General features: G+C 55.2%; 6 protein-coding genes. 5 read left to right on the forward strand and 1 reads right to left on the reverse strand.

The window, feature by feature from the left end:
• Nucleotides 1–7: 7 nt before the first annotated feature.
• Complete coding sequence (locus KK062_RS10815; protein ID WP_254084311.1) at nucleotides 8–8,755, reverse strand: DUF8696 domain-containing protein; 8,748 nt, start codon at nucleotides 8,753–8,755, stop codon at nucleotides 8–10.
• Nucleotides 8,756–9,237: 482 nt separating this feature from the next.
• Between KK062_RS10815 and pyrG the strand changes: the two genes are divergently transcribed.
• The 5 genes from pyrG (at nucleotide 9,238) to KK062_RS10840 (ending at nucleotide 15,410) form a co-directional block, all read left to right on the forward strand.
• Nucleotides 9,238–10,860 (forward strand): CTP synthase, encoded by a 1,623-nt coding sequence (pyrG, locus tag KK062_RS10820; RefSeq protein WP_254084312.1) that lies wholly within the window; start codon nucleotides 9,238–9,240, stop codon nucleotides 10,858–10,860.
• A 21-nt stretch (nucleotides 10,861–10,881) separates the two neighbouring features.
• Nucleotides 10,882–12,720 (forward strand): membrane protein insertase YidC, encoded by a 1,839-nt coding sequence (yidC, locus tag KK062_RS10825; RefSeq protein ID WP_254084313.1) that lies wholly within the window; start codon nucleotides 10,882–10,884, stop codon nucleotides 12,718–12,720.
• 272 nt (nucleotides 12,721–12,992) lie between these two features.
• Complete coding sequence (locus tag KK062_RS10830; protein ID WP_254084314.1) at nucleotides 12,993–13,766, forward strand: ParA family protein; 774 nt, start codon at nucleotides 12,993–12,995, stop codon at nucleotides 13,764–13,766.
• Nucleotides 13,763–14,737 carry a ParB/RepB/Spo0J family partition protein gene (locus KK062_RS10835; protein ID WP_254084315.1) on the forward strand — a complete coding sequence of 325 codons (975 nt, stop codon included), beginning with the start codon at nucleotides 13,763–13,765 and terminating at the stop codon, nucleotides 14,735–14,737. Before KK062_RS10830 ends, KK062_RS10835 begins: the two co-directional genes overlap by 4 nt.
• Nucleotides 14,738–14,795: 58 nt before the next feature.
• Nucleotides 14,796–15,410 carry a DUF5683 domain-containing protein gene (locus tag KK062_RS10840; protein WP_254084316.1) on the forward strand — a complete coding sequence of 205 codons (615 nt, stop codon included), beginning with the start codon at nucleotides 14,796–14,798 and terminating at the stop codon, nucleotides 15,408–15,410.
• Nucleotides 15,411–15,582 lie beyond the last annotated feature (172 nt).

The following is a 15,582-nucleotide window of genomic DNA, read 5'->3' on the forward strand; positions in this document are numbered from 1 at the left end:
TTGCCTCTTAGCGAATCAGGGTTACGTCTCCTACTTGGGTGGTGCGCTGACTGTCCGACAACCGCAGCGTGATCTTATACACATATACACCGGCCGGCAACAGGCGCCCGTTCTTGTCGTAGCCATCCCAGCCCTGATTCACATCACGGCTTTCAAAGATGAGGTTACCCCACCGATCGTATATCTGCATGTGAAACTCTTCGACGCCTTCCATGATCGGGCGGAACACATCGTTGAAGAGGCCATTGCCAATACCACCGTTCGGACCGCTCTGGTCAGGTGTAAAGGCGTTGGGAATCTTGATCCGGCCGCCCGTGCGGGCGATGATGGTTTGTGTCGCCGTGTCGTAGCAAACCAGCGGACCGTCGATCGTACCGTCGCCATCCATGTCCTTCTGACCATGATTGAAAGTTGCGATCAGCTTAACCAGGTAGTTGCCCTCTTCGGTGTACTTATGCAGCGGCTGTATCTCGATGGAGGTCGCGCCGTCGTCAAAATCCCACGCATAGTCGCTGGCGCGCAACGAATAGTTGCGCATTTCAATACCGACATTGTCGGGTACAAACACAATGGAGTCCGGCACCACCTCAAAGGCCGCGAACGGATTTTCAAAGATCTGTACAGGCTTGTCGTCGTTGCTGTGCTCTGCAGACTGCCCTATAGGCTGACCTCCGATAAGCTCGGTCGTTTTGAGGTGAATGACGTACTCACCGGAGTTGCCAATGGCAAAGATCGGCTTGATCTCGTTCGACGTATTGACCACACGTCCCTGCTTGTCGGTCACCGTCCATTCAAAGATATCACCGTTCGACTTGTTTTCCAGAATCTCGATCGTGGCCGGGAAACATACCGCCTGTGGCGTGTACGTAAAGTCGGCGACAATAATACCCCGGCTGATCAGCAGGTTGTCCGTGTATTTCACGGTACAAACCGGAGCTGCCCGGTTCACCATCACCAGCTCGATTGTTTTCGTACCACGGGAGGTATACAGCACGCGGCCAGGGATCATGTTCACCTCCGTGCCCGGGCTGGAACCGTCGCCGAAGTTCCATTCATACCGGAACTTGGTGTCGTCGAGCTTCGTCGAGGTGTTTGTAAAATCCGCAAACGAGTTGCCACCCAAAAACGGTGTAGCCGTAGCGGTGAACGATGGCGTCATGCTCTCGTAGACTGCAATGGGGAATACCGCAGACTCCTGACAGTTCGCATTCTTGACAGTGTATACCACCTCGTAATGCTCCGGATTTGCCGGGCCTGCGTTAACAATGGTAAAAGACTGTGACGACCCAGACGGTCTGGCGGGCGCCAGCGGACTGGTCGTGCCAACAAGCCGGTAGATCCATTCGTGGCTTGTGCCCCCGATCGTGGCGTTGGTGATCGTGATCGCATCACCGCTACACATCTCGGTTTTGTCAGCCGTTGCATTCAGGTAGATTCGCGGATACACCGTTACGGTCTTCGACGTGAATTTTGTACACAAACCTTCGGGCGTGCTCACCGTGCTGGTGGCCGTGAGCATCACCGGCAGTTGTGTATTGCCGCTTACGTTAGCGGAAGTAAAGGGGTGCATAATGGCCGGTGTAATCTCCACGCCGGCGGGATACGTGTTGGCGGCGATCACCGTGTTGGGCGTACCGTCGTTCCAGTTAAACGTATAAGTTACATTCTCCTGCGGTATAAACGTAAAGGCGTACTCGCTGCCGCTGCACTTCGATGCGGGCTCTGTCATCGTGAAGTTAGCGTCTACATTGATCATGTCTACCTTCACCGGCGCCGGGAAGGCCACCGCCTCACAACCGTAGAAGTCGACCAACTTAGTCAAGGTATAGGTATGCGTCGCCGTATAATTCACGATCGGTACTAAACGATCAACGCCGCCCACCAGGTTGGCAGTCGTGGTACCATCATTGTATTCAAACCGGAACGGCTCCTGCCCTGTCGGGAACTTGAAGTCGAGTGTGAAGTTGCCACCCTGGCAGACCGCGTTGGTGCTGGATGTCAAGGTGGACGTAGGCAAAGCGCGGATCGTCACCTTCAGTGTTTCCGACGCCTCCGTCGGACAGGCCGGGTTGGTTCCCGACGTTACCGTACGACGATAATAACGATCAGTGGCCAGTATGGGCGGTTCATATTCCGCCACGGTGTTCGCGCCGGCGGCGGGACCGAACGTAGTGCCGTCAGGCGATTCCTCCCAATAATAGGTGTAGACACCGGTACCGCCATACGGCTGTGACAGCTCTTCAAACGCGGCGGCCTGAAGGCCTGCACACACGTTTTGGTCAAAACCAAGCACACCTGGCAACAACGGCATCGGCTCGATCAACAGGCGCGGGATAGACGTTTTCTTACAGCCGTTGGCATCCTCGGCTGTTATGGTATACAAAATATTCGCAGCCAGGTCGGCAAATATACCAGACGTCGCACCGGTCGTGTTGGTCGGATCCTGATCCAGCACAAAGGTATAGCCCGGCGTGCCGTCGCTTGCCAACACGGTAATGATACCGTCGGTCGCGCCCATACAGCTTACGTCGTTGCCATCGTAGTCGGACGTGATGTTGGCATTGACCTTCAAATCGATGGGTTGCGTCACAGCAATATTCTGCACCATCACCTGGCAACCATTCTGGTCACGGATCACGACGGTGTACGAAGGGTTCGCGCGCAAGCCGCCAAAGCTACCTGTCAGCGGATTGTACACCACAGTAGGATCTTGCAACAGACCAAACTGCAACGGCACACCGCCGCCGGCAGAAGTACCACCGGTCGCCGTAATGACAATCGTACCGTCCGGTGTCGGGCTGTTGAAGCAGCTCACCGGTGTAGTCGTCGGTACAGTGGGTTCGATCGGGTCCGGCGCAAGAATAGCCACCGAAACATCGTCCTCACAACCTTCTGCATTGCGCGTATGGATGACATAGGTGCCCGCCGCGAGACCGGAGAAGAACAAGGCGGGAACGTACGGCGAACCGTCTCTGCTAAAGGTATGGTTCGTACCATACTGTGCCGACAAGTCAATAAAGCCATCGGCAAAACCGTTACATGTAATGTTAAAGCGCGGGTCGGTTGTCTTCCTGGCAACGGCGCTAACCGCAGGCGTAGGGTTGACGATATACTTCACCTCCACATCTTTCGAGCAGCCACTGCTGGGGTCCGGATCGACCACGTGCATGGTAACAGCCTTGTTGTTCTCCAGTGCATAGGCCGTCAGCTGACCGGCCGGAATGGATGTCCCGTCATTGGCAAACCAGGTATACGTCAGCCCGGCAGAAGGCTGCAGCGCCTGCAAGTCCTCTACATACGTATCGCCACCGCGAACATCCGAGCACACCGTCTTGCTGATGTTCGCCACCGTCGGTGCGGGCCGCACATTGACCATAATAAGCCGTGCCGGGCCCACGCAAGTGGAATACGCCGGATCGACCGCCGTCACCGAGTAGCGTACCTGGCCGAGCGTAGTCCCACCATTGATCAGCTTGTCGTCGATCACGCCGGTGTTATCATTTGTTGCCCCCGTAATCAGCGGAGCGACATACTGCACGATGCTCGAAAACTGCGGCGACGTCAGGTTATCGGACTGCAGCGTAATCGCCAATGTCTCACCACTACAGATGTCTTGTACAGGCACCGCAGTAACAAGCGGCTTGGGCCGGATCACGGCGATGACATCGGCCGGCGGGTTGCCATAGCATTGTGTCGTGGAGCTATACGGTCTGATCCTATACGCCACTTGCTGTGAGGCTCCCGTTATGTTCTCCCAGCGGTTTTGGTAAATAGCATTGTCGCTCACCAGGGTATTCAGCGGCGGCAGATCGGGTGTAGCCGGCGGCACGGGCAGCGGCGTCAGCGAGGCTGCATCGTACGTAATCTGCTCGACAGAAAATTTGTCCGCCACATAGGCACCCGTAGCCGACCGCAGCGTAATGCGAATCTCTGCGTCGCTACACACAGCAGCCGACAGGTTCACATCCATGACCGGCTCGGCTTTGATGTTGACCGTCGCGGTACGCTCCTCTCCTAAACAGCCAAACGCGCTCACGGGGCGAACACGGTAAATAACCGGCAGTGTCTGCGCAATCGTTTTGTTTTCATAACGATCCAATTCCAGTGCATTGCCCGGCTGGTTATTGCCAAATGTGCGCACGACAGGATTGATACCCGGATATATAAAGGGTTCCTGAACGTTGAACAGGGAGGCAGGCTCGCTCCCCGTTTTCACATCGAGCGTTACACCAATGTCCAGGCCGCTGCAAATCTCTTTCAGGATGTTATCCATTTCAGGGTTCGCATGCACCGATACGTCGATCACCGGCGGTGTAGCCGCCGGACAGTTCGAGGCGTTTGTCTCCGTTACCTTCACGCGCACGTTCTGGCTTTCAAAGTTGATCAATACCGTGGCCGTACCTTGTCCGTTCGATACCACGCCACCGCCCGCAGCGCCATCACTCTGCCGGAAGATCTCCCAGTTATACGTGGAGCCGTTAGACGGCGTCGAAACTTTAAATTGATAGGTTCCTTCCTCGCATACGACGGCCGGAGGGTCGATGGTATACCCTTTCGGATCGTCCGACACGGTAATGGTCTTCGTCGTCGTCAGGCTTTCACAGCCGTTAACCACCAACTTCAACGTAATGTCTTTTGTTTGCAAGCTCGGGAAGCTCAGGTACAAGAAACTGTTTCCGACCTCTCCCCCCACCAGGTGCGTAAACTCCGGCGGGTACGTCCAGATATATTTCGCGCCCGATACCTGCGCGGTGGTATACAGCTCCGAACTGTTCATACACGGGTCGGCCTTACCGGTAATCACCGGCGGCGCGGGCACAGGTTTAATAATGAGCGATACTTCTGCTACATTATAACAGGTGTTCGAGCTGCCTTCGATGCGCGCATAGACGACGCGGTTGGCCATCAGGTCGATGTCGTTGGCCGCAATGGGGTTGGTACCGTTTTCGGCATCCACCGCGTTACCGTACCACGTAATCGTCCGGCTCGCCACAGGCAAGGTGGTGATCGAGTCACCTACCGCCGCAGTCGTCAGGTCGATGTCGTGCACCTCACCAAGGCCAATACCCCCCGGCGAAATCTCTTCACAGAAAAAGAAGCTATGGTCGCGTGCCACGGGGCGGCCGCTGACCGAGAACCTCACTTGTGCCAACGTGTTACACGCGCGGACGCCGGTGGTCAGGTCGATCACGCGGATGTAGAGTATATCGTTGTTGGAAATGTCGTACGTTGTTATGGCACTCACATCGTTCGCCTGCGCAATGGCCGACGCATACCACTTCACCTGGCGATCGCCTGGAGCAGCCGGCGCAACGATACGGTCGTCATAGTCTGCCAGCGTAACACCCGTCGCCTTCAGAGTACCTTCGTTTGTTTCACACAGGTCGTTGAATTGCAGCGTGGACAATACCGGCAGCGGGTCGATAATAACGTCTACCGTAGCCGTCGTAGCAGCACAGGCCCCCGCGTTGCCGTTCTGCGCACTGGTCACCGTCCATGTAAATGTATAGGGAGAGCCTGCCGCCGTCAGGTTGGTAACCGTCGAGGCAGGATTGCTCGTAGCCGTGATCGTTCCACCGGTGCCGGTCCACGTACCGGTGCCATTGTTCGTGGCCGCCGTGGCGTTCAGCGTCACCGTGTTGCCCGCACAGACCTCTATCTCCGCACCGACCGTAGCCGCGGCCGGCTTGCGATCGAGTGTAATAATCATGTTGTTGCTGTTGACGTTCGCACAAGGCCCGGCCCCATCGGGGTCGATGCCCACCAGCCGTACGGTAACAGCACCGGCCAGAAAATCGGCCGCGGTAGGTTTATACGCGTCGGTCAACGATCCCGCGGCCAACGCAGCACCCGGATTGGCATTGTTGCTGGTAAACACACCGCCGCCTGTTACCACTTCCCAGCGGCCCTGCGTGGCCGCTCCGCCGACGCTGCCGACCGTCAGGTTAATCGCTGCCAGCGTCGTTTCATCCACGCACGTAATAAACCCAGTGGCCGGTAGCGTAGCCGTAGCGGGTCTGCTGAAGACAACATTCACCGTAACAGACTTCGGTGCGCAGTCACCCGAGCCCGAACCGCTGCTATACTCCCATTTCAATTGATAGGCACCATATGCCGTCGCCGTCACTTGCGCATCGGGCTTCTTGTCGTCGTCAAACGACACCGTGCCGGGGCCGCTCACAAAGCTCCATTTCGACTGCTCAAACGTAGGCGTGCTTCCACTCAGCCCGCCCGTCAAACTACAGAAGGCCCGGTCCGCAGCCGTCGGTTGCGCAGGCTCCCGGCCAAAGTCGATCTGTACCGTCGAGGCGCGTGTACACGAGCCCGAGGCCACTTCCCATTCAAATACATATCGTCCCGGCAAGTCTACTGTCACATCGCTATCGACGAGGTTGACATTGGTAAATGTCGGTGTGTTATCCGGACCGCTCACATACGACCACGTACCTGTGCCCGCCGAAGGTGTAGCGGCATCCAACGTAGTGGTCAGCGGCGGTGTCGTGAAGCAAAGATTCTGATTCGGTCCGGCCGATACGTTTAGCAAACCAGGGGTAATAACAACATTGACGTTGTCCGTGCCCGAACAGCCAATGCTGTTGATGATGGTATAGGTAAGCGTATAGGAACCCGCCGAGGCGGTCGTGAGTATATTCGGTTGTTGCACTGTCGGATCATCCAGTAAAGTACCGACGCTCGGGCCTGTCCAGCTGTGCGAAGCAATGGTGCCAAACGGGTTATTAGGATTGCCATTGATCTGTACCGTCTCGCCTTCGCAAAGCGTCACCGGATCGGGCTGAATGCTCGGCGCCGGCCGGGGACGAATGGTTACGGTGATCTCGCGTGTCGCCGACGGACAGCTCGGTGCCGTGGTCCACTGCCGGACTACGCGCAGGGTAAAGGTAGAGTTCACCGTCACGTTGTTCGTCAGGATCGTAATCTGCCGGGTACCTTGTCCACCGGTGATGGCCGCGGCACCGGTGATCGTCCAGGCAAATTCCGTGGCGCCTCCAAAAGTCTCGGTGGCGGGGTCGTTAGGCAAAGAATATGTATAGGTTGTATTGGGGCAGACATCCATCGCAGGCGAGATAAGCGCCGGCGGCTGCGCGCTCATATTTTCACGCCGACTGAGCCTGACAATAGACGTATCGCTCACACACGAAATGCTGCCCTGCGCGGGGTATACCATCGACGACGTCACCCAAAAGCGGGTACTGGCTCCCGCCGGGGCCTGTGCATCAGAAGGGGTGAACGTCGGACCAGTGCCCGCCGCGTTGGTCGCCGTCAGCGCATCGGTGGCGTTGAGGTACCAGGTATAGGTCAGGCCGACGATCGGCGCCACGCTGAGGGTACGTGTGCCGTTATGGCATATCAGTATATCCGACGTTACCGGCGGATCCGGCGAATCTACCACCGTGATGGTATAGTTACGGACGACGGGGTTGTTGTGTGCAAAATACGATCCGGTGGGTGTCGGTTGACAGGCATCGGACGTGCCCGGCTGGTACGTGCCCCCGTATATTTCAAACTGATTGTTCGTGCCTCCCTGGGCGGGGTTGAGGCCGCAGCCGTCCACGGCAAGGTCACGGTCGAATGGGTTACAGGTGTTCCAGGTGCGCAGCGAAACGACGAATTGCTCATTGGGGTTTGCCAGGGCCGGCATCCGTATGTCGTCTGTCTCCAGGGTAGCCGGTCCGATAAACGGTTGCGGCTGATAGAACGGGCGGCCGTATACGGGCAATTGCGCCGCGGTATACGACACGCCGTTGATGACGATGCTGCCACCTACCCCGCCGGGCGCCGTGACGGACGATGTCGAGCCATATACCCACTGCATCCAACGGCCGCGACTGTTGGGGTTGGGATTTTCGATTTGCGCGCCACCGGGTGTACAGTTGAAATCGGTGTTATCGATCAGGCGAATGGGGCTCGTGTCACCTTCGCAGACGTTGACGTTTTCGGCGTTACCCGGCAGCGGCGCGGGCGGGTTAGCCTCGACACCGGCAGTACCCCCCCGGTGATTGACATCGAACGTGCCGAGCTGGGCATTATCTTCGGTATCCCACACAGGCACTTTTACAGCCTCGAATTTGGTGCCAAAGCATTGGGCGGCAGGACGACCGTACGACGTGCGGATGGTATACGTACAGCGCTCGCCGGGGATCGTCGACGCCGTACTGCCGGCGTCGTAGTCGTAGGTGTGATTGACCTGTACCATCCACTGCTGTCTCATTTCGTTGGTTTCGCGGATGTCCACGATAGTAGCCGGATAAGACTGGATCGGACCGTCGCCCCAGTCGACATAAATCGTCGGCGGGTTTGTCGGGACGGTATAATCGATGCCGCGATAGCGCACGGTGAGGGTAATGGTGCGGGGCGAGCAGGCGCGGTCACCTGCATCGAGGGTAATAGAGGGGTCGGGCGAGCCGGTGCCATCAGGCTTTGTACAGCTCGCGCCGCTTTGAATAACCAAATTGGATGTACTCGGGTCGCCGGAGCCACTGCCACACGACCAGGGCTGGAAGGTCTCGACGTTGCCAGTCTCGCCGGACGCATCGCGCGCCGTTACACGAACGCCGATATGCTTGCCAAGGTCGGCATTGGTAAGCCTGTAGATTTTGGCGGTAGCACCAACAATGGCAACAGGGTTGCTGCCGCAATTGTCGTCGTACCGGAACCATTGGTATAAGGACGCATCGGCGCTGCCGTCGGGATCGGAATAGGTGTATTGAACCGTCAGGTCATGGTTTCGCTGCATTACCCCCGTCATATGGACGTCAGAGATCGTGGGCACGCCAGCGTACAGCTGCTGGGGGATTGCGTTGAAAAAAACGAATAATATGAAGACAGCTCTTAGCGGGCGGAAAGGGCTCATTCTGAAAGGACTTAAGTAGGTTAACCTGGCTAAATTATAAAAAAAGCGGCTGGCGCCAGCCAGCCCCGTTTTTGTGCAGGACCGGTCGGTTGTTAAATACAACGAAAAAAACGGAAGGTAACCGCGAAATGCGGCATTTGAGCCTATTCCACACTTTTTTCCACACTTTCATAAACCCAACGCTATCCCCACTGTTTTTGGAGGCATTTCAAAATTTAATAATGACATACACCATGCCGGCAAAATAGTTGCTAACAGCGCTGCGCGGGGGCATTCTTTTGCGGTCGAACTTTCTTTTGCGCGTAAATATTATCTCGAAAAAGCTACCTTTGCACCCGGTTTACTCAGGCTGCTTTCATTAATCTATGTCATCTACTGCCAAATACATCTTTGTAACCGGGGGTGTTACGTCTTCTTTGGGAAAAGGAATTATTGCCGCGTCGCTGGCGCAACTGCTTCAGGCTCGGGGCTTTAAAGTAACGATCCAGAAATTCGACCCGTATATCAACATTGATCCGGGCACGCTCAACCCCTACGAGCACGGCGAGTGCTACGTCACGGATGACGGCGCAGAAACCGACCTCGACCTGGGACACTACGAACGTTTTCTGAACGTCCGTACCTCGCAGGCCAACAACATCACGACCGGCCGTGTCTACAACAACGTTATTACCAAGGAGCGCAAAGGCGAGTACCTGGGTAAGACCGTGCAAGTAGTGCCGCACATCACAGACGAGATTAAACGCAACATCTTCCTGCTGGGAGAAAGTGGCGAATATGACTTTATCATTACGGAGATTGGTGGTTGCGTGGGCGACATCGAGTCGCTGCCCTTCATCGAAGCCGTGCGCCAGGTGAAATACGATCTGCCGCCCAACCATTCCATCGTCATTCACCTGACGCTGATCCCCTACCTGAATGCCGCCAAAGAGCTTAAAACAAAGCCCACCCAGCATTCTGTAAAAGAATTGCTGGAAGCCGGCATTCAACCCGATATCCTGGTGTGCCGCACCGAAATGCCGCTGCCGCAGGAAATCCGCAAAAAGCTGGCGCTCTTCTGTAACGTACACATCAACTCGGTGATCGAAGCCATGGATGCGGACACGATCTACGATGTACCGATCCTGATGCGCAAAGAAAAGCTGGACGAGCGCGTGCTGTCCAAGCTGAAAGTAACCTCGAAAGAAGAGCCGCACCTGGAACAATGGAAATCATTCCTGGGCAAGCTCAAGAATCCTGTAAACGAAGTGACCGTCGGCATCGTGGGCAAATACGTGTCCCTGCCCGACGCCTATAAATCCATTGCCGAAGCTTTTGTACACGCCGGTGCTGAAAACGACTGCAAGGTGAATGTGAAATGGATTTCGTCGGAAGATATCTCCAAAGAAAGTGTAGCCGCTGTGCTGGAAGGACTGGACGGCGTACTGGTAGCGCCGGGCTTTGGCGAACGCGGCCTGGAAGGCAAGATCGAGGCCATCCGCTACGTGCGTGAAAACAAGGTGCCGTTCTTTGGTATCTGCCTGGGCATGCAGTGCTGCGTGGTGGAGTTCTCGCGCCACGTACTGCACCTCGAGGCCAGCTCTACCGAGCTGAACCCCAAGACCAAGAACCCCGTCATCGACATGATGGAGGAGCAGAAGAAGATTACAATAAAAGGTGGTACCATGCGTCTTGGTGCCTATACCTGTAAGCTTAAAAAAGGAAGCAAAGCGTATGCTGCCTATGGTGAGTCGCAAATTGAAGAGCGCCACCGCCACCGGTATGAGTTCAACAACAAGTACCTGGAGCAAATCGAAGAAGCCGGCCTCAAGGCAACGGGCGTAAACCCCGACTCGGGCCTGGTGGAAGTGGTGGAGCTGAAAGACCACCCCTGGTTTGTGGGCGTGCAATATCACCCCGAGCTGCGCAGCACCGTGCTGAATCCGCACCCGCTGTTTGTGAAATTCGTCGAGGCTTCGCTGGATCACAAAAAATCATTGAACAAGTAATCATTTAAGTATACAGACACGATGGATAGGAATTCCGCGATTGGCCTTACCTTAATTGCCGGCCTGCTACTGGCCTATTTTTATTGGTTTGCGCCGAAGCCTCAAGAGGCTCCGAAAGTGCCCGCCGCTACCGAGCAACGCATGGCTGCAACAGACTCTTCTGCAGTCGTTGTCAAAGGTGAACCCGAAGCAAGCGACAGCATCCTGACCGCCACGTATGGTGATCTCTCGGCTGCTATGAAAGGCACCGACGCCACTACCACAGTAGAGACTGGCGACCTGCGCATTGAGTTCGCCAACCGCGGTGGCATAATCCGTGCGCTGGAGCTGAAGAAATTCAAAACCTATGACCAGAAGCCGCTGCTACTGGTACAGCCGCTTTCCACAGCATTCAACTTGTCGACGCAATACCAGGGCCGCGAGGTCGACCTTTACACCTTGTATTATCAGCCCACGCAAAAGAAAGAAGGCGATACCACCGTGCTGACCTTTACGGCTACGCTGAGCAACGGCGCCAGCCTGGCACATGTCTATAAGATTCCCGACGCCGGTCACGAGATTCAATACCAGGTGGTCAGCAAAGGCTTTGACAAACTGCTGGGCACCGACCAGTTGACCTTCCGTTGGGCAGACGCTATTCGTCCCCTCGAGAAAGACCTGGCCGACACGCGCAAAAACACCACAGTGACCTATAATTCCCGCGAAGAAGGCTTTGACGAGCTTTCGGCGGCCAGCACGGGCACGGAGAACGAAAAGCTAGCCACCGCACTCAACTGGGTGGCTATCAAACGCAAATTCTTCCTGTCGTCTATCATCGCCAAAGAAATACCATTCGCCGGCGGTGAAGTACAAACCGCATTCAGCGCCGCTGATTCGTCGCTGGTAAAGCAAGCCAACATCCAGCTGACCATTCCCAAGAAGGCGCTGGCCGATGGTAAAGCAAGCTTTAAATTCTACTTCGGCCCGAACGACTACCAGGTCATTGGAAAAGTAACAGAGAACTTTGCCGAGAACGTATACCTCGGCTGGCGTCCGGTATACTGGATCAACAAGTTTGTCATCTTCCCGGTATTCCACTTCCTGACACTGCACATTGGCAACTACGGTCTGATCATCATCATCCTGGTGATCCTGCTGAAGCTGGTGCTGTTCCCGCTCTCCTACCGTTCGTACCTCAGCATGGCCAAAATGAAAGTGCTGAAGCCCGAGCTGGACGAGATCAAAGAACGCGTTGGCGAGGACATGGCCAAAGTACAGCAAGAGCAAATGAAGCTGTATGGGCAGGTCGGCGTGAACCCCATCAGCGGTTGCGTGCCGGTACTGCTGCAGATGCCAATCCTGTTCGCGATGTTCTACCTGTTCCCCGCCAGCATTGAGCTGCGTCAGCAGCCGTTCCTGTGGGCGGAAGACCTTTCCACCTATGACTCGGTAATCCAGCTGGGGTTCGCCATTCCCTTTGGTGTCGGTAGCCACATCAGCTTGTTCACCGTCATCATGACGCTCTCGACGTTGATCTATACCTGGCAGAACAACCAGATGTCGTCGGTGCAAGGCCCGATGAAGTCGATGTCGTATGTCATGCCGGTAATCTTCTTCTTCTTCCTGAACTCCTTCTCGGCAGGTCTGACATTCTACTACTTTGTATCCAACCTGGTAACATTTGCACAGCAAGCCATTATCAAACGCTTTGTTGACGAAGACAAGATCCGTGCGATCATGGAAGAGAATAAAAAGAAGAACGCTGCGAATGGCGGTACCGGTAAGAAATCAAAGTTCATGAGCAAGCTCGAAGACGCGATGAAGGCGGGTGAAGAAGCACGCCGGAAAGCGGATGAAGAGAAAAAGAAGAAAAAAAGCTAGTCTGTCGGTTACCTTTTGCGCATACCGCAAGGGAGTTTCTAAAAATAGACTGAAATAATTGGTAACGAAGAGCTTAACGCAAATCGTTCAAGTATAGGATTCGAAAAGCGCAAAAGTTGCCGACAATAGTCAACAAAATTGTCGGGTTTTTGTGCACCGATTGTGGATAACACGTTCCACGATGTTCCACGGTCCGATAACTTTTACCATATCTTTGTGCCCGTCCGTTTTAGACCCGGACGGGCTTTTTATTTTTTAAACGTCATTCTTGAATGGGAAAAATCATTGCCATTGCCAATCAAAAAGGTGGTGTCGGAAAAACAACTTCAGCTATTAACCTGGCTGCAAGCTTAGCCGTACTGGAGAAACGCACACTGCTGGTCGACGCCGATCCGCAGGCAAACTCCACTTCCGGCCTCGGTCTAAATCCGAAAGATGTAACGCAGGGTATCTACGAATGTATGGTAGACGGCGTGGATCCAAAGGACGCAGTCGTAAAGAACGATCTGAAGTACCTGGATGTTCTGCCCTCGCACATCGACCTTGTCGGTGCTGAAGTCGAAATGGTCAGCATCGAGCGCCGCGAAGAAAAAATGCGCGATGCGCTCGGCAGAGTGCGCGACGACTACGACTTTATCATCATCGACTGCTCGCCGTCGCTGGGTCTCATCACCATCAACGCGCTGACAGCCGCCGACTCAATCATCATTCCGGTACAATGCGAATACTTCGCCCTGGAAGGCCTCGGCAAACTGTTGAATACGATCAAAATTATTCAAACACGTTTGAACCCGAAACTTGAAATAGAAGGCATCTTGTTGACGTTATACGATTCACGTACCAGCCTGGGCAACCAGGTAGTCGAAGAGGTACGGACACACTTCCAGAAGATGACGTTCAATACGATCATCCCCCGGAATGTTAAGCTGAGCGAGTCGCCCAGCTTTGGCCTACCGGCCATTGTTCACGATGCGGAAAGCAAAGGAGCCATCAGCTACCTGAACCTGGCCCACGAAGTACTTGATAAAAACGGCATGTCTAAATGAGTAAAAAGAAAGCATTAGGTCGTGGACTGAGCGCTCTTCTAAGCGACAATTCCACGGAAGACGATAGACTGGAAACAGATGTTGCTGTCAACCCGGCAGATGCAGCCATTGCTTCGGGTGCCAGCTTCACGGCTGAGCAACCTGTTGCTGCTCCACCAGTACCGACAGTGGGTGGCATCATCGAGATCCCGGTCGAGTACATCGAAGTGAACCCCTTCCAGCCGCGCTCGCATTTCGACCAGGAAGCGTTGCTCGAACTGGCAGAATCCATCACGGTACACGGCATCATTCAGCCGATCACCGTGCGTCGTCTGACCCAGAATCAATATCAGCTGATCTCGGGTGAGCGTCGCTTTCAGGCGTCCAAGCTCGCGGGTTTAAAGGCCATTCCGGCCTACATTCGCTCCGCCGACGACCAGCAAATGCTGGAAATGGCGCTGATTGAAAACATCCAGCGCGAAAACCTCAACGCCATCGAAATTGCCCTCAGCTACCAGCGATTGCTGACTGAGTGTAACCTCAAGCAGGAAGAGCTGGGTGAGCGTGTGGGCAAGAACCGCACTACCGTAACGAACTACCTGCGTCTGCTCAAGTTGCCGCCCGACATTCAGATCGCGGTGCGCGACAACAAGCTTTCCATGGGCCAGGCACGGGCCATCATCAGCATCGAAAATCCGGAAGAACAGCTTTACATCTTCAAAAAAACCCTGGAAGAAGACCTCTCCGTACGCAAAGTTGAAGAACTGGTGCGCGAAATGACGGAGAAGAGCCAGTCGACCAAGGGCGAGAGCAGCAGCTCCGCGGCTCCGGCCGCGTCGCGCGAAATTCAGCAGCTCCAGTCAAAGCTTTCTTCCTACTTTGGCACCCGAGTTGTTATAAAAAGTGACGGCAAACGAGGTGAAATCAAGATCCCCTTCCTGTCGGTCGAAGACCTGAACCGCGTGTTAGACATCCTGAAAGTCGGGCTGTAACACTGGTAGTTTCCGCAGGTTTCGGTAACTTGACACCGTTTTGCGTGCCGTCAACCCCATGAAGAAACTATCGCTGTGCTGTCTGCTTCTGTTGTTCTTACTTCCTGTCGCCATCCAGGCGCAGGGGGTCGCCCCGGCGACAGCCCCCAACACAGCCGACGACAGCGTCTACATTGAGAGCGGCCAGGATACAGTGCTGATTAAATCCTACGCGACACGCTACGACCCGCGCAAGGCACTGCTGTATGCCGCCGTGCTGCCTGGCCTCGGCCAGATCTACAACAAAAAGTATTGGAAGCTTCCGCTGGTGTACGGCGGGTTTGGTGCCCTGGGTTATGCCGTCGGCTTCTACCAGAAGGGCTATAAAAAATACAAGGCCCAGCTCTTCGACAACATCAACGAGGCCCCCAACAACGAAAACTTCCTGCACCCCGTCAGCGAGCTCTCCACGGGCCAGCTGCGCACCATCGTCACCTCCTACCGGCGCCAACGCGACTTCTGGCTCATCATGACCGGGGCGATGTACCTACTACAGATCGTCGATGCGCACGTTGATGCGCATTTGAAGGAATTCGATGTCAATCCCAACTTGCAGGTAAGCCTCGAGCCGCTGATCGAACAAGATGCCGTCCTCGGCCGGCAATCAGGCGTAGCGCTGATTATAAAATTTTAGATAGTTTATTGGCGCAGCGCTATTGATTTGCTGGCGCAAGAGTTAGCACGAAGCGCGTCTCTTGTGACTTAAACTGCGGCCAGTCTTAGACTGGCGTATCCGGCATCTAACAACGTGGTCCACAGCAGTCTGGAGACTGCCCGCAGTTCCAGGCACAAGTTCCGCACCTCCG

It is taken from the genome of Dawidia cretensis, from assembly GCF_018598175.1.
Classification (GTDB): domain Bacteria; phylum Bacteroidota; class Bacteroidia; order Cytophagales; family Cyclobacteriaceae; genus Ohtaekwangia; species Ohtaekwangia cretensis.